The following is a 21,529-nucleotide window of genomic DNA, read 5'->3' on the forward strand; positions in this document are numbered from 1 at the left end:
TGTGGACGGGGGGCCGGTTCTTTGAGCGGCGGGACATGGTCGGGGTTCCCGGGGCACCGCACCCGGAAAGCACTACGGGCCACGGCGCCGACACGGGACCCTCAACCCATGCGGCACCGCAGCCCGGAGCTGTCGTCGGGCACCGGAGTCGACCGAGAACTGTGCGGGGTCCTCGCTCGGTGGCGTCCGACCGAGGAGCGGCCGCGCGCGGTCAGGGCAGTTGCGCGGTGGGCCTCTCCTTGGTGCCCTTCCATTGTGGACTAGACCAATCTCGGTTGTCCAGGCCGCTCGGCACATTGGTCTAAACAACTCCCCGGGGTCGGCGCGGGGCCGGCGCGGGGCCGGCCGGTCCACTCCCCGGTCCGCCGCGCCCCCGCCCGACCGGCGGCGATACCCTCGCCATGTGCCCTCGCTGAACGAACTCGTCCGTCGCCACACCACCCTGACCGGGGCCGACGTGGACTGGCTCCACAACCTGGTCTCGGAGTGGCAGCTGCTGTCGGACCTCTCCTTCGCCGACCTCGTGCTGTGGATCCCCACCTGGGACGGCATCCGGTACGTCTCGGTGGCCCAGATGCGGCCCAACACCGGCCCGACCTCCTACCAGGACGACATGGTCGGCCACCTCGTCCCGCGGGGCCGCCGCCCGCTGCTGGACGCCGCGTTCGACGAGGGCCGGATCGTGCGCGAGGGCGACCCGGAGTGGCGCGAGGAGGTGCCCGTCCGGGTCGAGTCCATCCCGGTGCGGCGCGAGGGCAAGGTCCTCGGCGTGATCGCCCGCAACACCAACCTGCTGACCGTCCGCACCCCCAGCCGGCTGGAGCTCACCTACCTGCAGAGCGCCTCCGACCTCGCCCAGATGATCGCCGCCGGCAGCTTCCCGTATCCGGGCGTCGAGCAGGTCGACATGGACGCCGCCCCGCGCGTCGGCGACGGCCTGATCCGCCTCGACGCGGACGGCATCGTCACCTACGCGAGCCCCAACGCGCTCTCGGCCTACCACCGCCTCGGCCTCACCACCGACCTGGTCGGCAGCCACCTCGGCCGCGCCACCGCCGACCTCGTCCCGCCGTCGCGCGCGGCCGTGCACGAGGCGCTGGTGAAGCTGGCGAGCGGGTGGGCGCCGCGGCAGACCGAGATCGAGGTGCAGGGGGGAGTGGTGACCCTGCGGGCGATCCCGCTCAAGCCCAAGGGGACGCTGACCGGTTCGCTCGTGCTCTGCCGCGACGTCACCGAACTGCGGCGCCGCGACCGCGAGCTGATGACCAAGGACGCGACCATCCGGGAGATCCACCACCGGGTGAAGAACAACCTGCAGACCGTCGCGGCCCTGCTGCGGCTGCAGTCGCGCCGGATGGAGTCGGAGGCCGGCCGGGCCGCGCTGGACGAGGCGGTGCGCCGGGTCGGCTCGATCGCGATCGTGCACGAGACGCTCTCCCAGGCGCTCGACGAGCAGGTGGCCTTCGACGAGATCGCCGACCGGGTGCTCGCGATGGTGATGGAGCTGTCCCAGGACGGCCGGGTGGAGACCCGCCGCACCGGCAGCTTCGGCATCCTGTCCGCCGAGGTGGCCACCCCGCTGTCGATGGTGCTGACCGAACTGCTGCAGAACGCGCTGGAGCACGCCTTCGGTCCGAGCGCCTCCGGCCACCTGGAGGTCAGCGCGCTGCGCGGCCGGGCTCCGGCCACCGGCATGGGCTGGTCGGACAGCTGGAACGGCGGCGCCCGGCCGGAGGAGTACCTGCTGATCACCGTGCAGGACGACGGCCGGGGCGTGCCCGAGGGCTTCGACCCCCAGACGGCGGGCAACCTCGGCCTGCAGATCGTGCGCACGCTCGCCACCGGCGAGCTGGGCGGCACTTTCGACATGGTGGCCGGGCCGAACGGCGGCACCAAGGTGATCCTGGAGATCCCGGTGCGCTGACCCGATCCGCCGACCTGATCCGCCGACCCGATGGGTCGATGCGTTGTGGTGCGCGTCGGGGCGTGCGCCCGGCCGAAGCGCCGGGTGCGCACTCCGCGCGCCCCGGTGGCAGCCGGCAACCGGGCGCGGAAACAGAAACGAGGCCCTGTCGACCGGGGGGGGGGTGGGTCGACAGGGCCTCTCAACCCGTTCCGGCCGTCGGGGGGAGTCGGCCGGAACGGGGGCTCTGGGTGATGCGACACCGCTCGGTGCGTTGCACACGGTGAGCGCCTCAGCTCCACAATATTGCTCTAAGTGAACAGTATCAAGTGGCTGGACGGACCGGTGTCGCAGGACTTTGCCGAGCAAGGTCCTTTGTGCGGAAGGCTTCACCAGGAACTGCAGGGAAGCCTTTGATCATGTGTTGATCGGTACTGCGGTCACTGCTGGTACTACGGCGTGTGATCAGGCGGTGCGGGCGCGGTTGCGGGCGGCACGACGCTTCATCGCGCGACGCTCGTCCTCGCTCATGCCGCCCCAGACGCCGGCGTCCTGGCCGGTCTCAAGAGCCCACTGCAGACACTGCTCCATGACCGGACAGCGGCGGCACACGGCCTTGGCTTCCTCGATCTGCAGCAGAGCAGGACCGGTGTTCCCGATCGGGAAGAACAGCTCCGGGTCCTCTTCGCGGCAGACAGCGCGGTGGCGCCAGTCCATGGTCGTCCAACTCCTCCTGCCGACGGGGGTGGCCCTGATCGGCATAATCGATGGCTTGTGAATGTGAACGCTTTCACGAATCCCGCAACAGCAAAAGAGACCAAAGGCCCGCCGGGCCCGGGTGGTCTGTGCTGGGGAGGGATTCGGCGATTCGAGGGACGCCCCGCGGTCGGCCTCCGTCAGGTGCTGAGGTTGCCGTCGCTGCGATGTGTCCCGATCGCCATGTAGAGGTTCGCAAACCTCGGGCTCGGATACAACCCCCTTCGGGGAGGAATTTTTGATTCTTCGGTGTCGCCTAGCTCACAGCCAGTACTTCTATGGAGTGAAGGGGGCTTGTGCGTTCGAGAAGAAGGGCGAACCCCACTTCCGGTCACACAATCACACGCAGTGCCCGCCGTACGCCTGTGAAACTGACGCGACTCCTGTCTCCAAGATGGTCCCCGTCGACCTGAAACGGCACTGGTTCCTCTGAAACCAAGGTGAAGTGTCTGACGTCGTGATAGGAGACGACGTGCTTCCCGGAGGGCCCGGCCGACGGGGCGCCGTCGCTCGAAGGCGCGTACGACCGCAGGATCTGACGGACCGTTCGAGCAGTACCGAACGCGGTCATCCGGGTGATGCCGAAGACGTCGAGATCCGTGTCGAAGGAGGCGAGCGGCGAGGGGTAGACCGGGCGGTTGCCCAGGAACGTCCACGGCGACGTGTTGCTGACTATCGCCAGCACCAGGCCCGGAACGGCCTCGTGGCCCGGCAGGCGAAGGGCCACCGGGCCGGAACGGCGCTGCTCACGCTGGGTGATGTAGTGCCGGACCGCCTGGCCGATGTAGAGGGCGTGGGTGGACTTGCGCCCGGCCCTGCGCTGCTCCTCGACCCGGCCGACCACCCCGGCGTCGAAGCCGAGGCCGGCGGTGAAGGTGAACCAGCGGTCCGGCAGTCCGCCGGTCATCGCCTTGCCCAGGCCGATCGGGCGCTCGCGCCCGTGCTCCAACGCGTTCAGCAGCGCCCCGGTGGCCTCCACCGGATCGTTGGGCAGGCCCAGCGCGCGGGCGAACACGTTGGTCGAACCGCCCGGCACCACGGCCAGTCGCGGGACCTTCTCGCCCGGGCCGTGCGACAGCAGCCCGTTCACCACCTCGTTGACGGTTCCGTCGCCGCCCAGTGCCACCACCAGGTCGACCGTGCCGTCCTCCGCGGCCTCGCGGGCCAGGTCGCGCGCGTGGCCGCGGTAGGCGGTCTCCGCCACCTCCAGCTTGAGGTCGCTGCGCAGGGCGTGGATCAGTACGTCCCTGGTGCGGCCACTGGTGGTGGTGGCCTTTTGGTTCACGACCAGGAGAGCGCGCATGGGGAAAGCCTACGGGTCGGTACGGACCAACCGGCGGCTACCCTGCTGGAGTGACCGCAGAATCCTCCGCCCCCGTACCCCCGGCGTCCGCGCCCGCGGCCGGCCGGGCCCGCCCGGTCGCCCTGACCGCCGGTGCCGCCATCACCGCCCTGGAGGGCGCCGCGCTGGCCGTCGTCGGCGTCTCGGACATGGTGTCCGCGCTGTCCGGCCAGGCCAAGCAGCTCGCCCTGAACGAGTTCGGCGGCGCGGTCATCGTGCTGCTCGGCGTGCTGCCGGTGCTGGCGGCCCTGGCCCTGCTCAAGGGGCGCCGCTGGGGCCGCAGTCCGGCGGTGCTGACCAACTCGATCTGCCTGCCGGTCGCCTACTACATGGTGAAGAGCGGCGGCGCGATGATCGGCGTCGGCGTGCTGGTCGGCCTGCTCGGGCTCGCGGGCATCGTCGCGCTGCTGAGCCCGAAGACGACGGCGGTCCTGTACGCCGACCACGAGGGCTGAGCGCGCAGGACCGCCGGACGGGGGGGGGGGGGGGGCGGGCGGGGCGCGGGGGGGGCGGCCCCCGCGACGGGAACGCCCCCGGGGGGGGCGGGGGGCGGGCCCCCCCCCCGCGGGGGGCGCGCGCCCCCGCCCCGGCGGCCGCCGGCCCCCCCCCCCCGCGGCCGGCCGTTCTACTCCTCGACCAGGAGCTTCTCCCGGAGCTGGGCCAGCGTGCGGGCCAGCAGCCGGGACACGTGCATCTGGGAGATCCCCACCTCGGCGGCGATCTGCGACTGGGTCATGTTGCGGAAGAACCGCAGCACCAGGATCTTCTGTTCCCTGGGCGGCAGTTGGGCGAGCAGCGGCTTGAGCGACTCGCGGTACTCGACGCCCTCCAGGGCCTCGTCGGTGGCGCCCAGGGTGTCCGCCACGGCCGGCGACTCGTCGTCGCTGTCCGGGACGTCCAGCGACAGCGTGGAGTACGCGTTGGCGGACTCCAGGCCCTCCAGGACGTCCTCCTCCGAGATGCCCAGGTGCTCGGCCAGTTCGTGCACCGTGGGGGAGCGGCCGTGCCGCTGGGAGAGCTCGCTGGTCGCCGTGGTGAGCGACAGCCGCAGCTCCTGGAGCCGGCGCGGCACCCGGACCGCCCAGCCCTTGTCGCGGAAGTGGCGCTTGATCTCGCCGACGATGGTCGGCGTCGCGTAGGTCGAGAACTCGACCCCGCGCTCGTGGTCGAAGCGGTCCACCGACTTGATCAGCCCGATGGTGGCGACCTGGGTCAGGTCGTCCAGCGGCTCGCCGCGATTGCGGAAGCGCCGGGCCAGGTGTTCGACCAGCGGGATGTGCATGCGCACCAGCTGGTTGCGCAGCTCGACGCGCTCCGGGGAGCCCTCGGGCAGCGCGGACAGCCGCACGAACAGCGCCCGGGCGGCCTCCCGGTCGGGTGCCCCGGTGCGGTGCGAGCCCTGGGCGGGCACGGCGCCGTGCAGGTCCGCGGCCCCGTCCGCCGGCTCGGGCGGGGTCGGGGAGGCGGGCGTCGGCTCAGACGTCGGCTCGGTCGGCTGGCTCATCCGGTGGGCGTCCTTCGGGTGCGCTTCGTCGTTGGCGGCGAGGCCGGGAACGCTCGCCTGGGTCGGTACGGCAGGGCCCGCCGTCGCGAGGCCGGTACGGTCCAGATCACTCACGGCCATTCCCCCGTTCCGTTCCGGGAGCACCGGGGCCGTCGGCCCCGGATTCGTCTCTGTGGTCGTACCGCGTGGTGGGCGGTACCGGGCGCCGCCGGGCCGGCCCCGGGTAGGGGTGCCGGCCGACGGCCCTTGCGCGCGGTGCTGCCGGCGGCGCTGCCGGCGAGGCCGGCTAGTGGGCGGCGGAACCGCCGCGCTTCTTGTGCAGGCTGATCGAGACGGTCTTGTCCTCGCCCACCGAGGAGTCCACCTCGCCGGCCAGGGCGGAGAGGACCGTCCAGGCGAAGGTGTCCCGCTCGGGTGCCTTGCCGTCGGTGGTCGGTGCGGCGACGGTCACCTTGAGCGAGTCGCCGACCAGGCGGAACTCGCAGGAGAGGACGGAACCGGGCACCGCCTGCTGGAGCAGGATGGCGCAGGCCTCGTCCACCGCGATCCGCAGGTCCTCGATCTCGTCCAGCGTGAAGTCGAGCCGGGCGGCCAGCCCGGCCGTCGCGGTGCGCAACACGGAGAGGTAGGCCCCCGCCGCGGGCAGCCGGACCTCCACGAAGTCCTGAACTCCGAGATCGCTGTCGATCTGGGACACCCTTGCCTCCTGGGTGACGCGCTGTGCTTGCTTGGTACCTCTGGTGGTACCCCTGTTCGCACCCCGTTTGTACCCCCTCCGGGGGGTCTGCCGCGATACCGGTGCGAGAGTTACTCATGGTAAGGCATCGCGACGCAGGGTGGCAGGGGTTCGGGGCAGCTGATCAGCGCATTCTCAGCGCTTTCTCAGCGGCTCCCGGCGGCGGTGAGGGCGTCGCCGGTGAGCCGGTACACGGTCCACTCGTCCATCGCCACCGCGCCGAGCGCCTTGTAGAAGTCGATCGAGGGCTCGTTCCAGTCGAGCACCGACCACTCCACCCGCGAGTAGCCGCGCTCCACCGCGATCCGGGCCAGCTCCAGCAGCAGCGCCTTGCCGTGGCCGCCGCCGCGGGACTCCGGGCGGACGTACAGGTCCTCCAGGTAGATCCCGTGGGTGCCGCGCCACGTGGAGAAGTTGAGGAACCAGACCGCGAAGCCCACCGGTTCGCCGGTGGCGTCGTCCTCGGCGATCAGGCCGAACAGCGCCGGTGCGGGGCCGAACAGCGCGTCGTGCAGCTGTTCGTCGGTGGCCACCGCCTCGTGCGGGGCCTTCTCGTACTCCGCCAGTTCGCGGATCATGGCGCGGATGACGGGGACGTCGGTGGGGAGGGCGGTGCGGATCATGCGGCCGAGCCTACTGGCCGGGACCGGTCTCGTCCCAGGCCTGGACGGAGGTCTGGTCGACAATCCGTCCGTCCCGCAGGTCGGCCATGGAGGTCATCAGGACCCGCACGCCGTCGGGGTAGCGGCAGGACTCCATGAAGGCGACGTGGTCGCCCTGGACGACCACCTGTTCCAGCGTGTGGGTCATCTCGCGCCCGTAGACGTCGCTCAGCATGGCCCCGATCTCGTCCCGCCCGTGCATCACCAGGGGGTGGCTGGGCTGGGTCCGGTGGTCGACGACGCGCAGTTCCGCGTCCTCGGCGTACAGCGTGAGCAGGATCCCGGCGTCGCTGCGTTCGATGCCCTCGCGCAGGGCGCGGGGGTCGAAGGCCGTCGGCGCCGCCATGGCGGTCATGATGTCGCTCCTCCGGTCGGGGTCCGTCGGTTCGTACTCCGAGCGTACGCCCGGCCGGAGGGGCCGGGGCGGGGCCGGTCAGCCGCCCTGCCCGCCGCGCAGGTACGCGGCGAGCGCGGTGATCGCGGCCGGGTTGCGCGGGCTCTCGACGAGGTCGGCGTAGTCCAGGACGAAGATCCGGTCGTTCCTGATCGCGGAGACCCCGGCCAGCGGCGGGAAGGACTTCAGGAACGCCCGCTTGGCGTCCGCGCCGGTGTGGCCGTAGTTGTTGATGACGATCACCTCGGGGTCGCGCCGGACGACGCTCTCCCACCCGGTGGTGATCCAGGAGTCGGCGACGTCGCCCATCACGTTGCGCCCGCCGGCCTTCGTGATGATCTCGTCGGCCGCGGCGAACTTCCCGGCGGTGTACGGCTTGTCCTGCCCGCTGTCGTACAGGAAGACGGACGGCCGGCGCTCGGGCTGCGGGACGGCGGCGACCTGCGCCTTGAAGTCGGCGATCAGCTTGTCGGACCGGTCCTTGACGTCGAAGATCTCGCCGAGGTTGGCCAGGTCGGTGTAGAGCGCGTCCAGCGGGGACATCACACCGCGCTCGGTGCCCTTGCCGCTGCGGCAGGACTCGGTGAGCACGTACGAGCCGACGCCGACGGCCTTGAGCGCCTCCGGGGTGAAGCCGCGGCCCTCGTCGTAGCCGTAGTGCCAGCCGGCCAGGACGAGGTCGGACTTGGCATCGAGCACGATCTCCTTGGTGATCTGCGCCTTGGAGAGCCACGCGGTCCGCTGGTAGCCGTCCTTCCAGGCCACCTGGTCGATCCGGCCCTTGTCGTCGGGCATCACGTAGCCGGCCATCCGGTCGGCGAGGCCGAGGGAGAGCATCAGCTCGGTGATGCCGACGTCGTAGGTGACCGTGCGGGCGGGCTTCTGCGGGAAGGTGAGCTTCGTGCCGCAGTTGTCGACGGTCACCGGGTAGTGGGCGGACGCGGCGGTGGCCCCGCCGCCCGGGGCGATCTCGGCGCCGCAGGCGGTGAGTCCCAGGGCGAGCAGGGCGGTGGCGGCAACGGCCTTGGTGCGCAAGGGGGTTCCTCGGGGTCGATGAAAGGGGTGACGGTCGGTCAGAGCCGGTCGAAGAGCAGGTGGACGGCCCCGGTCCCCGGGTGCCGCACGGGGGTGGCCCGGACGCCGAACACCTCGGCCAGCAAGCCGGGTTCGAGCACCTCGGCGGGTGGCCCGGAGGCGACGATCCGCCCGGCCCGCAGGACGTACAGCAGGTCGCAGTGCCCGGCCGCCAGGTTGAGGTCGTGCAGCGCGGTGAGCACCGTCGGCCCGGCCGCGCGGACGAGCGCCAGGACCTCCAGCTGGTGCCCGATGTCGAGGTGGTTGGTGGGCTCGTCCAGCACCAGCAGGCGCGGCTCCTGGACGAGCGCGCGGGCGATCAGCACGCGCTGCTTCTCGCCGCCCGACAGGCCCAGGAAGCCGCGCTCGGCGAGGTGCCCGGCGCCGACCCGGCGCAGCGCCTCCGCGCAGCGCCCGAGGTCGCCGTCCGACGGTCCGCCGAAGCCCCGCCGGTGCGGCAGCCGGCCCATGGCGACCACCTCGGCCACCGTGAAGTCGAACTCGGCGGAGTGCTCCTGCGGCAGCGCGGCCACCCGCCGGGCGGCCTCGCGCGGGGCGAGCGCGTGCAGGTCGTCGCCGCCCACCAGGACGGCCCCGGCGGCGGGCCGCAGGGCCCGGTAGACGCAGCGCAGCAGCGTCGACTTCCCGCTGCCGTTGGGCCCGACGAGCCCCACCACCTGCCCGGCGGAGGCCTTCAGGGCGATGTCGTGGACGAGCTGGGTGCCGGCCAGCTCCACCGAGACGGAGTCGAGGGCGAGGTCCATCAGCGGCCTCCGAGCGCGTGGCCGCGACGACGCATCAGCAGCAGGAAACAGGGCACCCCGAGCACCGCGGTGACCACCCCGACGGGCAGTTCGGCCGGGGCGAGCAGGGTGCGCGAGACGATGTCCACCCAGACCAGCAGCAGCGCCCCGGCGAGCGGCGCGACCAGCAGCACCCGGCGGTGCCCGGCGCCGACCAGCATCCGCGCGAGGTGCGGGACCATCAGCCCGACGAATCCGATCGCCCCGCTGACGGCGACGACCGTGCCGGTGACGGCGGCGGTCACCACGAACAGCTCGCGGCGCAGCCGGTCGGGGTCGACGCCGAGCGAGGCGGCGGTCTCGTCGCCCATGGCCAGCGCGTCCAGCCGCCCCGCGGCGCAAGCGAGGTGGGCGAGTCCGGCCAGCACGGTGGCGGCGGCGATCGGCACCGAGCCCCAGGTCGCGCCGCCGAGGCTGCCGAGCAGCCACATCATGGCGTCGCGGGCGGCCTCGCCGCGGGCGGCGGCGAAGACCATGAGCGCCGTCAGCGCGGAGAAGCCGTACGAGAGGGCGGTGCCGGTGAGCACGAGGCGCAGTGGGGTGAGTCCGAAGGCGGTGCGCGCGGCCAGGTACACCAGCACCATGGCGATCAGCGCGGAGCCGAACGCGGAGGCGGAGATCGCCCACACGCCGAGCGAGGCGAAGGCGCCGAGTAGCAGGACGGCGTTGGCGCCGACGGCGGCGCCGGAGGAGACGCCGAGGACGAACGGGTCGGCGAGGGCGTTGCGCACGAGGGCCTGCACGGCGACCCCGGTGGCGGCGAGCCCGGCGCCGACCACGGCGGCCAGGACGGTGCGCGGCAGCCGGATCTCCCAGACGATCGCGTACGCGGCGGCCTCCTCGGCCTCCAGCCGACCGCTCGTCAGTCCGGCGCCGAGCAGCCGCAGGACGCGCGTCCAGCCGAGTCCGGCGGAGCCGAGGGCCACGCCGCACACGAGGGAGAGCAGCAGGGCGGTGGCCAGGCCGACGGCGAGGGGCGCGGCGGGTATGCGGCGGGAGTCCGGTGGCCTTCTCACGATCTGTTCGGGCGCCTTGCCTCGGGCCGTGGGTGTGCCGGGGCCGGCGCCGGCCGGGTGCGGGCCCGGGCGCCATCCCCTCGCAGTCCTCGGCGAGTTGTCGGGAGTTCAGCGGCCGGGGGCGATCGGGCTGGCACGGCCCCGGGGGCGTGCTCACCGTTGCGGGTCAGCGCCGGATTCACACCGGACTTCTCCCTCGGACGCCTTGGCAGCATAACAGCCAATACGGTAATGCAGTCCTTACAGGTATGTGTACGGAGATGAACGGACGTGAACGCACGGCCCGGACGCGCGAAAGCCCCCGCCCGGTGGTCCGGGCGGGGGCTCTCGACGTGGCGACGCGTCAGGCTCAGGCCTGCTTGGTCTCCCAGAAGATCTTGTCGACCTCGGCGATCAGGTCCAGCAGGGCCTGGCCGGTGGCCGGGTCCGTGGACGCCTTGGTGGCCGAGGCGGCCTTCAGGGTGTCGTTGATCAGCTGGTGCAGCTGCGGGTACTTCTCGAAGTGCGGGGCCTTGAAGTAGTCGCTCCACAGCACCGAGATGTGGTGCTTGACGGCCTCGGCGCGCTGCTCCTTGATGATGATGGCGCGGGCGCGGAAGTGCGGGTCCTCGTTGGCCTGGTACTTCTCCTGGGTGGCCTTGACCGACTCGGCCTCGATCCGGGCCTGCGCCGGGTCGTACACACCGCAGGGCAGGTCGCAGTGGGCGTGGGCGGTGGCGCGCGGTGCAAACAGACGAGAGAACATGGGAGTCCTTCCTTAGATCGTCTTCCCGCGCCCGAGACTACCCTTCCGGCCTCCCGGTTTCGCGATCGGGCGGTGGGCCTAGGGCAAAAGGCCGATCCGGAACCGGGGTAATCCGGACATCGGACAGGTGACGGTCCGTACGGCACACTGGGACGCGGCGGCCGGGAGGAGGAGTGGTGGCGCGGATGACGCAACCGGGGGACGGCGCACGGGCGGGCACGGTGCCGTTCGGGCTGGTCGACGTGGCGGGACCGTCGATGGTCCCGACCCTGCGCGAGGGCGACCAGTTGCTGGTCCGGTACGGCGCGCGGATCCGCCCGGGCGCGGTCGTGCTCTTCCGGCACCCGTTCCAGCAGGACCTGCTGGTGGTCAAGCGGGCGGCCGAGCGCCGGGCGAAGGGCTGGTGGCTGCTCTCCGACAACCGGCCGGTCGACAGCGACAGCCGCAGCTACGGCGCCGTTCCGGACGAGCTCGTGCTCGGCCGGGTGCTGCTGCGGCTGCGCCCGCGCCCGGCCTGGCTGGCGCCCGGCCGCCGGCTGGAGCGACTGCTGCTGACCCCCGGGCTGGTCCGGGTCCCGGGGCTGGCCCGCCGCCTCGGCGTCTGGGTGGACGCCGAGCTCTAGTGTCACGGCACTGGCGGATGCGCGTCTAGGCCTGCAACTGCTGCGGCCCGAGCGCCGCGTCCTGGGCCTCCTGGCGCTTGCGGGCCCGGTAGGCCGCGACGTTGGCGCGCGTGGCGCAGCGGTCGGAGCAGTAGCGCCGGGAGCGGTTGGTGGAGGTGTCGAGGTAGGCGTTGCGGCACGGCGCGGCCTGGCAGATCCCGAGCCGGTCGGCGCCGAGCTCGGTGAGGTGGACGGCCAGGCCCATGCACGCGACGGCGCTGAAGTGCGCGGTGGCGGTGGGCGAGTTGTCGGCGAGGTGCAGGTGCCAGCGCGGCCGGCCGGCGTCGTCGAGGTAGTCGTGGCCGGAGACCAGCGGGCTGACGGGGTACTCCATGAGCAGGCTGTTCAGCAGGTCGACGCCACGTACCTCGTCGCCCTCGGCGGCGGCCTCGAAGACCCCGCGCAGCCTGGTCCGCACCGCCCGCAGGCGGGGCAGGTCGGACTCGTCGGCCAGGGCGGCGGCGCGAGAGGACTCGGAGAACAGGGCGCGCACGGCGTCCACCGAGGTCAGCGTGTCGGTGCCGCGCTCGGGTTCCTCGGTGTTCACCAGCCGAACGGCGAGATCGGCGTAGGAGGCGAGCTCCACGGCGGTCCTTCCAGTGGTTCGGTAACGGGCTGATTGCGTCCAGCCTATTACCCGGATCGGGAAAACGGCGGCGCCCGGCAGGATCGGCCTGCCGGGCGCCAAGGGTTGCTCGCTCAGCGCACGCTCAGAGGACCTTCGAGAGGAAGGACCGGGTGCGCTCGTGCTGCGGGTTGGTGAGGACGTCGCGGGGGTTGCCGGACTCGACGACCACGCCGCCGTCCATGAACACCAGCGCGTCGCCGACCTCGCGCGCGAAGCCCATCTCGTGGGTGACGACGATCATCGTCATCCCCTCCTCGGCGAGGCCGCGCATGACGTCCAGCACCTCGCCGACGAGCTCCGGGTCGAGCGCCGAGGTGGGCTCGTCGAAGAGCATCAGCTTGGGCTTCATGGCCAGCGCGCGGGCGATCGCGACGCGCTGCTGCTGGCCGCCGGACAGCTGCGACGGGTAGCTCTTCGCCTTGTCGGACAGGCCGACCCGCTCCAGCAGGGCCATGCCGCGCTCGCGCGCCTCGGCCTTGGACTCGCCCTTGACCTGGACCGGCGCCTCCATGACGTTCTCGAGCGCGGTCATGTGCGGGAACAGGTTGAAGTGCTGGAACACCATGCCGATGTCCCGGCGCTTCTGCGCGACCTCGCTCTCCTTCAGCTCGTGGAGCCGGTCGCCCTTCATCCGGTAGCCGACCAGTTCGCCGTCGACCGAGAGGAAGCCGCCGTTGATCTTCTCCAGGTGGTTGATGCACCGCAGGAAGGTCGACTTGCCGGACCCGGAGGGGCCGACGAGGACGAACACCTCGCCCTTGCGGACCTCCAGGTCGATGCCCTTGAGCACCTCCACGAGGCCGTAGGACTTGCGCACGCCCTGCGCCTCGACCATCGGCACGGGCCGGGAGTCGGTGGGCTTGGTCAGATCGGTCATACGTGACCGCCTCCCTCGATGCCCGGGACCACGTCGTTCTCGGCCCGCGGAATGGGCTTGCCGGCGAACAGCCGCCGCAGCCGCTGCAGCGGGGTCGGCGGGAGCGCACGGTTGGCGCCGCGGGCGTAGTGCCGCTCGACGTAGTACTGGCCCACGGTGAGGATCGAGGTCATCAGCAGGTACCAGATGCTGACGACGAGCAGCAGCGGAATGGTCTGGAAGGTGCGCGAGTAGATGTTCTGGCCGGCCCGGAGCAGCTCCTCCAGCGAGATCGCCGAGACCAGCGAGGTGGTCTTCAGCATCGAGATGGTCTCGTTGCCGGTCGGCGGGATGATCACGCGCATCGCCTGCGGCAGGATGATCCGCCGCATGGTCTTGAACTGGCTCATGCCCAGCGCGTGCGCGGCCTCGGTCTGGCCGAGCGGCACGGACTGGATGCCGCCGCGGACGATCTCGGCCATGTACGCGGCCTCGTTGAGGCCGAGGCCCAGCAGCGCCGCGACGAACAGCGGGATCGCCTGGTTGGTCGGCTCGGACCAGAAGGCCGGGCCGAACGGGATGCCGATGGAGATGTTGGCCCAGAGCGAGCCCAGGAAGTTCCAGAACAGCAGCTGGACCAGCACCGGGGTGCCGCGGAAGACCCAGATGTAGAACCACGCCGTGCTGGAGAGCACCGGGTTCGGCGACAGGCGCATGATCGCCAGCGTGATGCCGCCGGCGATGCCGATCGCCATCGACAGGAAGGTCAGTTCGAGCGTGACGCCGAGGCCGTGCGTGATCGAGGAGTCGAAGAGGTACTTCCCGACGACGTCCCACTGGAACTGGCTGTTGGTGATGAGGGCGTGGATCAGCATCGCCGCGAGGACGGCGACGACGGCTGCTCCCACCCAGCGTCCGGGGTGGCGGACCGGGACGGCCTTGATGGTCTCAGGCCGTCCCGGGGGCACCGACCCCTGGTCGGAAGGGTTCACTGTGTGGCCTCAGGGGTTGTGTTCAGAGGAGCGGTTCAGCTGGTGGCACCGTTGACGACGGGCTTGTCGATCGCGCCCGCCTGGACGCCCCACTTCTCCAGGATGCTCTTGTACGTGCCGTCCGCCATCAGGGACTGGACGGCGCCCTGGACCGCCTTGGTCAGGTCCGAGCCCTTGGCGAGCACGACGCCGTACGGGGCGGTGTCGGTGACGTCGCCGACCTTCTCCAGCTGCCCGTTGGTCTGCTTGATCGCGTAGTCGACGACCGGGGAGTCGGCCAGCATGACCTGGTCGCGGCCGGAGACCAGCGCCTGGGTGACGTCCGTCTGCAGGTCGAACTTGTCGCCGTCGTTGGGGACGGTCGGCTTGCCGGCCTTGACGCAGGCGGGGTTGATCGTGTCCTTGATCGAGTCGGCCTGGGTGGTGCCGGTCTGGACGGCGACCTTCTTGCCGCACAGGTCCTTGGGGTCGACCTTGTCCGGGTTGCCCTTCTTGACCGCGGCGCCCGTACCGGCGTTGAAGTACGTGACCATGTCGACCGTGGCCTCGCGCTCCTTCGTGTCGGTGAAGGAGCTCATGCTGAGGGTGTACTTCTTGCCCGTGATGCCCGGGATGATCGAGTCGAACGTGGCGTTCTGCACGTCGGCGCTCAGGCCCAGCTTCTTGGCGATCGCGGTGGCCAGGTCGACGTCCATGCCGACGATGTTGCCCTTGTCGTCCTTGAACTCGTTGGGCGCGTAGGACGCGTCCGTGGCGACGACGATCTTGCCCGCGGACTTGACGTCGGCCGGGACGAGGGCGGCCAGCGACGGGTCGGCGGACACGGCCGGGACCGTGGCGCTCGCGTTCGCGCCGGCCGAGGAGCCGCTGGAGGAACCGCTGCTGCCGCAGGCGGTGAGGCCGAGGGTCAGGGACGCGGCGACGGCGCCGGCCGCGAGGAGACGGGTGCGCTGGGTACGGGCGGTCATGAGGGGGATCTCCTCCTGAGGGAGAGGTCGGGCGGAGCGCGCCGCGGGAAGCGGCGCACCGGGGCAGCAAGGCCGTACGGCTCTGTACGGGTACACACACGGCGCTGTACGTCGTCGTACGGGCAGGGCCGGTTCGTGCGCCTGGACCGGGGGTGTCCAGGGTGGTGCTTGGATACTGCTTCCGCCACCCTCCGCCGAGGTGGACGTTGACCGAACCGCCTCGACCAGTGGTCGGCTCGATCCGAGATGGGGGGAATCCTGCCATCTGATGACGGTCGGAAGGCCCTCATTCAGATCAAAATCGGATAACGAGGGGCCGTGCTGTCCGCTATTCGGACGATTCCCTTGTCCCTGTCACCCTGCGTATAAGTATGCAGATCCCTCTGCGCTGCGCCGGGAGGCCCGCCGCCCCCTGTTTTTTCGAATGCTGCTACCGGGTGCCGCTGCCGGACGCCGCCGTCAGATGCCGCCGTTGACCACCGCGTTCTGGGCCGCGCCCGCCTGGACGCCCCACTTGGCGAGGATCTTGTCGTACTCGCCGCTGCGGATGAGCTGGTCGACGGCCTTCGCCAGGGTGTCGCGCAGCTCGGTGTCGCCCTTGCGGAACGCGATCCCGTACGGGTTGGACGTGGACTGCGCGCCCGTCACCTCGAAGCGGCTGCCGCCGTCGGTGCTCTTCGCCGCGTACGCGGCCACCGGGAAGTCGTTGACGCCGGCCGCCGCGGCGCCGGAGACGACCTCGGCCAGCGCCTTGGTGTCGCTGTCGAACTTGTGGGGGGTCAGCTGGCGGCCGGTGCGTGCGCAGACGGCCACCTGACGGGTGATGATCTCGTCCTGCGTGGTGCCCTGCTGGAGCGCCACCGTGCGGCCGCACAGGTCGTCCAGGGTCTTGATGCCCTTGGGGTTGCCCTTGGGGACGACGATCGAGGTGCCGGCGATGAAGTAGTCCACGAAGTCGACGCCGGGGCCGACCTGCTTGCCGCTGTCGTCCAGGCCCTCGCGGCGCTTCTGGATGTCGCTCAGCGCGGACATCGCGACGTCGTACTGCTTGGACTGGAGGCTCGGTATCAGCTTGTCGAACGGGGTGTCGACCAGCTCGACCCGCACGTCGAGGATCTTGCCCAGCGCGGTGGCGATCTCCGGGTCCAGGCCGGCCGGCTTGCCGTCGGGGCCGCGGAACTCGACCGGCGCGTAGTTCACGTCCATCCCGATGCGCAGCGCGCCCGCGGAGCGCTGGGCCTTCGGGAGCTTGGCGCGGATCTCCTGGACCGGGTCCTTCGCGGCGGCCTGTCCGCCGTCGTTGCAGCCGGTCAACAGCAGGGCTCCGGTGGCGGCCAGGGCGGCGCCGGCGACGGCGGACCGTCGGGAACGGGTGCGGTGGTGCATGAGGGTGGTTGCTCCTGTGGGAGGTCTGTGCGGTCGCCAGGGTGCCGTGGTGGTGTACGGCGGATGGCGGACAAGCGATCCTGTCATCCCGCCCTGCCGGGCCGGTGGGCGGGTGTGTCAGAATTCGGTACCGGGTGACCCCCGAACGCGAACCAGACCGCCGAGTCCCGACAGGCTCGGGGTGCTCAGGAACGGAAGTCCTCACGCGGCTCCGTATCCGGAACACCTGCTCCCCTCCGTGTCTGCGTTCACTCCTGCGGGTGTACGTGCGTCATCGCCGTTGCCGCCGCCGGAGCCCGGCGCTTCCGAAGCCGGGCCCGTGACGCGACAGCGCGGCGATGAACTGCTCGTGACGAGGACGAAAAGGCACAGGTGCGACGCCTTCGTCCGACTTACGCTCGCCCGGTAGTACGACGCGGACTTTTAAAAGACCCCATAAAACCCTCATCCGAGGGCGCCGCCCGACGCAGCGCCCCGACCCCGCCCCCGGGTCCGCTTCGGCGTACCCGGTTTCCGGTTTCCGGTTTCCGGACGGGGTCGCTCCGTCCGTCGGCCGCGCGTCCTCGCCAGAACAATGACGAAGAGGTCATCGTGGCAGCGGAGATCATCCACAGCAGCACCCAGGACACCGACGATCCGGTCGACGCCGTTTTCGCACTGCACCGCGGCGGCAAGATGGAGATCCGGGCGACCGTCCCGGTGCGCGACGCGGACGACCTGTCCCTCGCCTACACCCCGGGTGTCGCACGGGTCTGCACGGCCATCGCCGAGCAGCCGGAGCTGGTGAACGACTACACCTGGAAGTCCAACACCGTCGCCGTGGTCACCGACGGCACCGCGGTGCTCGGCCTCGGCGACATCGGCCCGCAGGCCTCGCTGCCCGTGATGGAGGGCAAGGCGATCCTGTTCAAGCAGTTCGGCGGCGTCGACGCGGTGCCGATCGCGCTCGCCTGCACCGACGTGGACGAGATCGTCGAGACCGTGGTCCGGCTGGCGCCCTCCTTCGGCGGCGTCAACCTGGAGGACATCTCCGCCCCGCGCTGCTTCGAGATCGAGCGCCGGCTGCAGGAGGCCGTGGACATCCCGGTCTTCCACGACGACCAGCACGGCACCGCGATCGTCACCACCGCCGCCCTGTGGAACGCCGCCAAGGTGACCGGCCGGGAGGTCGGCTCGCTGCGGGCCGTCATCTCCGGCGCCGGCGCGGCCGGCATCGCCATCGCCAAGATGCTGCTCGCGGCCGGCATCGGCGACGTCGCGGTCTGCGACCGCAAGGGCGTGGTTCACGAGGGCCGCGGCGACCTGACGGACGTCAAGGCCGAGATCGCGGCGCTGACGAACCGCTCCGGCCTCAAGGGCTCGCTGGCCGACGCGCTGTCCGGCGCCGACGTGTTCATCGGCGTCTCCGGCGGCACCGTGCCGGAGGAGGTCGTCGCGACGATGGCCGAGGGCGCGTTCGTCTTCGCGATGGCCAACCCGAACCCGGAGATCCACCCCGAGGTCGCGCACAAGTACGCGGCCGTCGTCGCCACCGGGCGCAGCGACTTCCCGAACCAGATCAACAACGTGCTGGCCTTCCCCGGCATCTTCGCGGGCGCCCTGCAGGTCCGGGCGAGCCGGATCACCGAGGGCATGAAGCTGGCCGCCGCCAAGGCGCTGGCGGGCGTCGTCGCCGACGAGCTGACCCCGCAGAAGGTCATCCCCTCGCCGTTCGACGACCGGGTCGCCCCGGCGGTCTCCAAGGCCGTCGCCGAGGCCGCGCGCGCCGAGGGCGTCGCCCGGATCTGAGCCGGGCGGCCGGTCCGGTGACCGGCGCGGCAGGACGACCGAGGGACCAGACGGCCGGGGCCGGGACACGCGTCACACCCACGCGTGGTTCCCGGCCCCGGCCGTCGCCGCTATCGTCCCGAGCATGTTTGCTGCCTACGCCGCCCGCATCGACGCCGACGACCCGCTGTCCGGACTGGAGTTGGGCGAACTCCCCGAGCCCGGGGCCCGCCCCGGGTGGAGCGTGGTCACCGTGAAGGCCGCCAGCCTCAACCACCACGACCTCTGGTCGCTGCGCGGCGTCGGCCTGCCCGCCGAGCGGCTGCCGATGATCCTCGGCTGTGACGCGGCCGGCATCGACGAGCACGGCAACGAGGTCGTGCTCCACTCGGTGATCGGCCAGTCCGGCCACGGGGTGGGACCGGACGAGCCCCGGTCCATCCTCACCGAGCGCTACCAGGGCACCTTCGCCCAGCGGGTGGCCGTCCCGACCTGGAACCTGCTGCCCAAGCCCGCCGAGCTCACCTTCGAGGAGGCCGCCTGCCTGCCCACGGCCTGGCTGACGGCCTACCGGATGCTGTTCACGAACGCCGGGGTGAAGCCCGGCGACACCGTCCTCGTGCAGGGCGCGGGCGGCGGGGTGGCGACCGCGCTGATCGTCCTCGGCAAGGCGGCCGGCCTGCGGGTCTGGGTCACCGGACGGGACGAGGCCAAGCGCGCGCGGGCCGTCGGGCTCGGCGCCGACGCGGCGTTCGAGAGCGGCGCCCGGCTCCCGGAGCGGGTGGACGCGGTGATGGAGACGGTCGGCGCCGCCACCTGGTCGCACTCGGTGAAGTCGCTGCGCCCGGGCGGCACCATCGTCATCTCCGGTGCCACCTCCGGCCCCAGCCCGAAGGCCGCCGAGCTCAACCGGATCTTCTTCCTGGAGCTCAAGGTGGTCGGCTCGACCATGGGCACCAAGGAGGAGCTGGCCGGGCTGCTCTCGCTCTGTGCGACCTCCGGCGTCCGGCCGGTGATCGACTCGGTGCTGCCGCTGGCCGAGGCCCGGGAGGGCTTCGCCCGGCTCGCCAAGGGCGACGTCTTCGGCAAGATCGTCCTCAACCCGTAGGACCCGCAGGACCTGCGGGAGCCGTCGGCCCGTCCCCGGACGTGCGGACGGGCCCGGCGCTCTCCCCCGAGAAGCGCCGGGCCCGTCCGGTCCTGCTGTCCTGCCGTGCGACCGGCCCGCCTCAGCCGAGCAGCCGCTTGAGCCGCTCGCCGGCCGCGCCGAGCACCGAGCGCGCCTCGGCGAGCCCCTCGGGCGTCACCCCGCCGTCCCGGGCCGCGTCGCGGACCTGGTCGCGGAAGCGGTCGAGCAGCCGCTCCAGCTCCCGGGCCGGGTCGCCGGCCGGGTCGGTCGCCGCCCACGGCGGCAGGTCGGCCGGGGCGGCGGCCGGTTCGTCCTTGTCCAGGTCGATCCTGGTCACCGTGACCTCGTCGGCCGGGGCGGCGGGCGCCTCCGCCCCCGGGTGGCCCCAGCGGGCCGCGTCGGCCAGCCCGGCCAGCCCCTTGGTCAGCTCCGAGAGTCCCTCGGCCAGCCCGGTCGGCCAGTCGCCCTTCGCGGCGTGCTCGCGCACCTGCTGCTCGACCCGGCGCTTGATCCGCAGGGCCTCCTGCTGGGCCGCGGTGCGGGCGGCCCTGGACTGCTCGCGCAGCCGGCGGGCCTCCTCCTCGGCGGCCTTCGCCTTGGCCTTGGCGGCCTTCTCCTGCTCCTTGGCGCGCTTGGCCTGCTCCTTGGCCTGGCGCTTGAACTGGGTGAACTCGTCCTTGGCGCGCTGCCAGGACTCCTTGTCCCCCCAGGGCCCGGCCCACGGGTCCCCGTCCTCGGCGCGGTCCGGCCTGGGGGCCGCCTTCGCGGCGTTCCACAGCTCCTCGCGCAGGTTCTTGGCGCTGTCCCGGACGTCCTCGCGGATCGCCCCGGCGAGCTGCGTCACGGAGTCGTGGATCTCCACCTCAAGCTCGTCCAACTCGGCCTGGCGGCCGGCCAGTTCGGTGCGGCCGGCCTCGGTGAGCCGGTACACCTTGCGGCCGCCCTCGGTGCTGTGGGCGACCAGGCCCTCCTGCTCCAGCTTGGCGAGCCGCGGGTAGACCGTCCCGGCGGAGGGCGCGTAGAGGCCCTGGAAGCGCTCCTCCAGGAGGCGGATCACCTCGTAGCCGTGCCGCGGGGACTCGTCCAGCAGCTTCAGCAGGTAGAGCCGCAGCCGGCCGTGGCCGAAGACGGGGCTCATCTCACGCCTCCTTGGTGAGGTCGGGTCCGGCGGGCTTGTCGAGGCTCGGGCCGGCCGGCAGCTCGCGGACCACCACCGGCTCCTCGTCCTCCGCGTCCGGGCGGCGCAGCACCGTGACGGCGCCGGAGACGGTCGTCACCGCGAGGCTGCCCTGGCCGTCGCCGAGCTGGCCGGACAGGCGCTTGGCGCCCCAGCTGCCGCCCAGCTTGAGCTGGTCGAAGGTGCTGGAGACGTCGCCGCTGGTGGAGCCGGCGTCGACCCGGGCGTCGGCGAGCGAGGGGAGCCGGACGGCGACCTGGCCGCTGACCGTGGTGACCTTGATGTCGGCCGGGGTGAGCACGTCGAGGTCCAGGGTGACGGCGCCGGTCACCGAGTTGGCCTGGATCCGCTCGGCCGTGCCGGCGACCACCGTGAGCTGGCCGGACACGGTGTTCACCTTGAGCTGGCCGCCCACCGACTGGGCGTCCACGTCGCCCGAGACGGTGTTGGCGTCGGTGCGGCCGCTGAGCCCGACCAGCGTGGCGTCGCCGTTGGCGCTCTGCACCGACACGTGGCCGGCGAAGCCGGAGACGGTGGCGCCGGCCGAGACGGTGCCCACCTTGACCTCGGTGCCGGCCGGGACGGTCAGGGTGACGCCGGCGACGCGCTTGTTCTTGAGCGAGCCGAAGAAGCTCTTGATCGAGGTGGCGGACTTGAGCCAGTCGCCGACCTCGCCCCAGCTGCTGATGTCCTTGTAGGTGACCGTGAGGACGCCGTCGACCAGCGTCACGTGCAGCGGTTCGCCGCGCAGCTCGGTGACCTCCAGGCGGGCCGGGCCGTCGGCCGCCACCACGTTCACGGTGCCGTCGACGACCCGCACGCTGACCGTGCGCACGGCCTCGTCGATGGTGATGCTGTCGGGTCCCTCGACCGTCCACTGGCTCATCTCTGCCGCCTCCCGTTGCGACTCGCGATGTATCGCGTTCCCTGCTGAAGACGATATATCGCGTGGCGGGAAAAGCAAGCGGTTCGGCCCCTGATCCCGGCCCGGACGCGGCCCTGAGGCCACCCCTACGGGACAACGCGAGA

At 71.8% G+C, this 21,529-nt stretch carries 22 protein-coding genes and 1 riboswitch; of the genes, 5 read left to right on the forward strand and 17 right to left on the reverse strand.

The window, feature by feature from the left end; genetic code table 11:
• The first annotated feature begins 403 nt into the window (after nt 1-403).
• On the forward strand, nt 404-1,924 hold the full coding sequence (locus ACFV4F_RS23315) for a sensor histidine kinase (RefSeq protein WP_380438540.1): 1,521 nt from the start codon (nt 404-406) through the stop codon (nt 1,922-1,924).
• Between the two features lie 444 nt (nt 1,925-2,368).
• Here ACFV4F_RS23315 and ACFV4F_RS23320 read toward each other — a convergent pair whose 3' ends face one another.
• Together ACFV4F_RS23320 and ACFV4F_RS23325 are read right to left on the reverse strand one after the other, a co-directional pair.
• Complete coding sequence (locus tag ACFV4F_RS23320; protein WP_014138019.1) at nt 2,369-2,620, reverse strand: WhiB family transcriptional regulator; 252 nt, start codon at nt 2,618-2,620, stop codon at nt 2,369-2,371.
• 370 nt (nt 2,621-2,990) lie between these two features.
• Nucleotides 2,991-3,962, reverse strand: coding sequence for a diacylglycerol/lipid kinase family protein (locus ACFV4F_RS23325; protein ID WP_380438542.1), 972 nt, complete (start codon nt 3,960-3,962; stop codon nt 2,991-2,993).
• Nucleotides 3,963-4,012: 50 nt separating this feature from the next.
• Between ACFV4F_RS23325 and ACFV4F_RS23330 the strand changes: the two genes are divergently transcribed.
• Nucleotides 4,013-4,456, forward strand: coding sequence for a hypothetical protein (locus ACFV4F_RS23330; RefSeq protein WP_380505125.1), 444 nt, complete (start codon nt 4,013-4,015; stop codon nt 4,454-4,456).
• A 170-nt stretch (nt 4,457-4,626) separates the two neighbouring features.
• On the opposite strand, the gene ACFV4F_RS23335 is transcribed toward ACFV4F_RS23330, so the two are convergent.
• From ACFV4F_RS23335 to sodN, 8 genes are all read right to left on the reverse strand, one after another.
• The gene (locus tag ACFV4F_RS23335; protein WP_380438546.1) at nt 4,627-5,619 is read right to left on the reverse strand and encodes a SigB/SigF/SigG family RNA polymerase sigma factor; all 993 of its coding nucleotides are present in this window, start codon (nt 5,617-5,619) and stop codon (nt 4,627-4,629) included.
• 172 nt (nt 5,620-5,791) lie between these two features.
• Nucleotides 5,792-6,202, reverse strand: a complete 411-nt coding sequence (locus ACFV4F_RS23340) for an anti-sigma regulatory factor (RefSeq protein WP_380438548.1) — start codon at nt 6,200-6,202, stop codon at nt 5,792-5,794.
• 185 nt (nt 6,203-6,387) lie between these two features.
• Nucleotides 6,388-6,864, reverse strand: a complete 477-nt coding sequence (locus ACFV4F_RS23345) for a GNAT family N-acetyltransferase (RefSeq protein WP_380505128.1) — start codon at nt 6,862-6,864, stop codon at nt 6,388-6,390.
• Nucleotides 6,865-6,874: 10 nt separating this feature from the next.
• On the reverse strand, nt 6,875-7,258 hold the full coding sequence (locus ACFV4F_RS23350) for a nuclear transport factor 2 family protein (protein ID WP_380438552.1): 384 nt from the start codon (nt 7,256-7,258) through the stop codon (nt 6,875-6,877).
• Between the two features lie 78 nt (nt 7,259-7,336).
• Nucleotides 7,337-8,332 (reverse strand): ABC transporter substrate-binding protein, encoded by a 996-nt coding sequence (locus tag ACFV4F_RS23355; RefSeq protein WP_380505131.1) that lies wholly within the window; start codon nt 8,330-8,332, stop codon nt 7,337-7,339.
• A gap of 38 nt (nt 8,333-8,370) precedes the next feature.
• Entirely contained in the window at nt 8,371-9,135 is a 765-nt protein-coding gene (locus tag ACFV4F_RS23360; RefSeq protein WP_380505134.1) for an ABC transporter ATP-binding protein, read from the reverse strand.
• On the reverse strand, nt 9,135-10,193 hold the full coding sequence (locus tag ACFV4F_RS23365) for a FecCD family ABC transporter permease (protein WP_380505148.1): 1,059 nt from the start codon (nt 10,191-10,193) through the stop codon (nt 9,135-9,137). The genes ACFV4F_RS23360 and ACFV4F_RS23365 overlap by 1 nt, the downstream gene beginning before the upstream one ends.
• A gap of 95 nt (nt 10,194-10,288) precedes the next feature.
• Nucleotides 10,289-10,427: riboswitch (cobalamin riboswitch) on the reverse strand.
• A gap of 112 nt (nt 10,428-10,539) precedes the next feature.
• Nucleotides 10,540-10,935 carry a superoxide dismutase, Ni gene (sodN, locus tag ACFV4F_RS23370; protein WP_238865337.1) on the reverse strand — a complete coding sequence of 132 codons (396 nt, stop codon included), beginning with the start codon at nt 10,933-10,935 and terminating at the stop codon, nt 10,540-10,542.
• 185 nt (nt 10,936-11,120) lie between these two features.
• Here sodN and sodX point away from each other — a divergent pair, with 185 nt between their 5' ends.
• The gene (sodX, locus tag ACFV4F_RS23375) at nt 11,121-11,558 is read left to right on the forward strand and encodes a nickel-type superoxide dismutase maturation protease (RefSeq protein WP_380438557.1); all 438 of its coding nucleotides are present in this window, start codon (nt 11,121-11,123) and stop codon (nt 11,556-11,558) included.
• A 25-nt stretch (nt 11,559-11,583) separates the two neighbouring features.
• On the opposite strand, the gene ACFV4F_RS23380 is transcribed toward sodX, so the two are convergent.
• The 5 genes from ACFV4F_RS23380 to ACFV4F_RS23400 all read right to left on the reverse strand — a co-directional run bounded on the left by ACFV4F_RS23380 (nt 11,584) and on the right by ACFV4F_RS23400 (nt 16,427).
• A complete protein-coding gene (locus ACFV4F_RS23380) occupies nt 11,584-12,183 on the reverse strand; it encodes a CGNR zinc finger domain-containing protein (RefSeq protein ID WP_359966114.1) in 600 nt (199 codons plus the stop codon).
• 124 nt (nt 12,184-12,307) lie between these two features.
• Nucleotides 12,308-13,060: an amino acid ABC transporter ATP-binding protein gene (locus tag ACFV4F_RS23385; RefSeq protein WP_380438607.1), complete on the reverse strand. Its 753-nt coding sequence runs from the start codon at nt 13,058-13,060 to the stop codon at nt 12,308-12,310.
• Nucleotides 13,061-13,098: 38 nt separating this feature from the next.
• A complete protein-coding gene (locus tag ACFV4F_RS23390; protein WP_380505137.1) occupies nt 13,099-13,989 on the reverse strand; it encodes an amino acid ABC transporter permease in 891 nt (296 codons plus the stop codon).
• 119 nt (nt 13,990-14,108) lie between these two features.
• Nucleotides 14,109-15,041: an ABC transporter substrate-binding protein gene (locus tag ACFV4F_RS23395; protein ID WP_380438560.1), complete on the reverse strand. Its 933-nt coding sequence runs from the start codon at nt 15,039-15,041 to the stop codon at nt 14,109-14,111.
• A 459-nt stretch (nt 15,042-15,500) separates the two neighbouring features.
• The gene (locus tag ACFV4F_RS23400; protein ID WP_380438562.1) at nt 15,501-16,427 is read right to left on the reverse strand and encodes an ABC transporter substrate-binding protein; all 927 of its coding nucleotides are present in this window, start codon (nt 16,425-16,427) and stop codon (nt 15,501-15,503) included.
• 591 nt (nt 16,428-17,018) lie between these two features.
• On the opposite strand from ACFV4F_RS23400, the gene ACFV4F_RS23405 reads away from it, so the two are divergent.
• Nucleotides 17,019-18,215 carry an NADP-dependent malic enzyme gene (locus ACFV4F_RS23405; protein WP_359966099.1) on the forward strand — a complete coding sequence of 399 codons (1,197 nt, stop codon included), beginning with the start codon at nt 17,019-17,021 and terminating at the stop codon, nt 18,213-18,215.
• A gap of 124 nt (nt 18,216-18,339) precedes the next feature.
• The gene (locus ACFV4F_RS23410; RefSeq protein ID WP_380496535.1) at nt 18,340-19,302 is read left to right on the forward strand and encodes a zinc-binding dehydrogenase; all 963 of its coding nucleotides are present in this window, start codon (nt 18,340-18,342) and stop codon (nt 19,300-19,302) included.
• Between the two features lie 121 nt (nt 19,303-19,423).
• Here the strand turns inward: ACFV4F_RS23410 and ACFV4F_RS23415 are convergent, their stop codons facing one another.
• Together ACFV4F_RS23415 and ACFV4F_RS23420 are read right to left on the reverse strand one after the other, a co-directional pair.
• On the reverse strand, nt 19,424-20,461 hold the full coding sequence (locus ACFV4F_RS23415; RefSeq protein ID WP_380438566.1) for a PadR family transcriptional regulator: 1,038 nt from the start codon (nt 20,459-20,461) through the stop codon (nt 19,424-19,426).
• Between the two features lies 1 nt (nt 20,462).
• Nucleotides 20,463-21,386, reverse strand: coding sequence for a DUF4097 domain-containing protein (locus tag ACFV4F_RS23420; protein ID WP_380438568.1), 924 nt, complete (start codon nt 21,384-21,386; stop codon nt 20,463-20,465).
• Nucleotides 21,387-21,529: the final 143 nt, after the last annotated feature.

It is taken from the genome of Kitasatospora sp. NPDC059722 (assembly GCF_042733235.1).
Lineage (GTDB): Bacteria > Actinomycetota > Actinomycetes > Streptomycetales > Streptomycetaceae > Kitasatospora.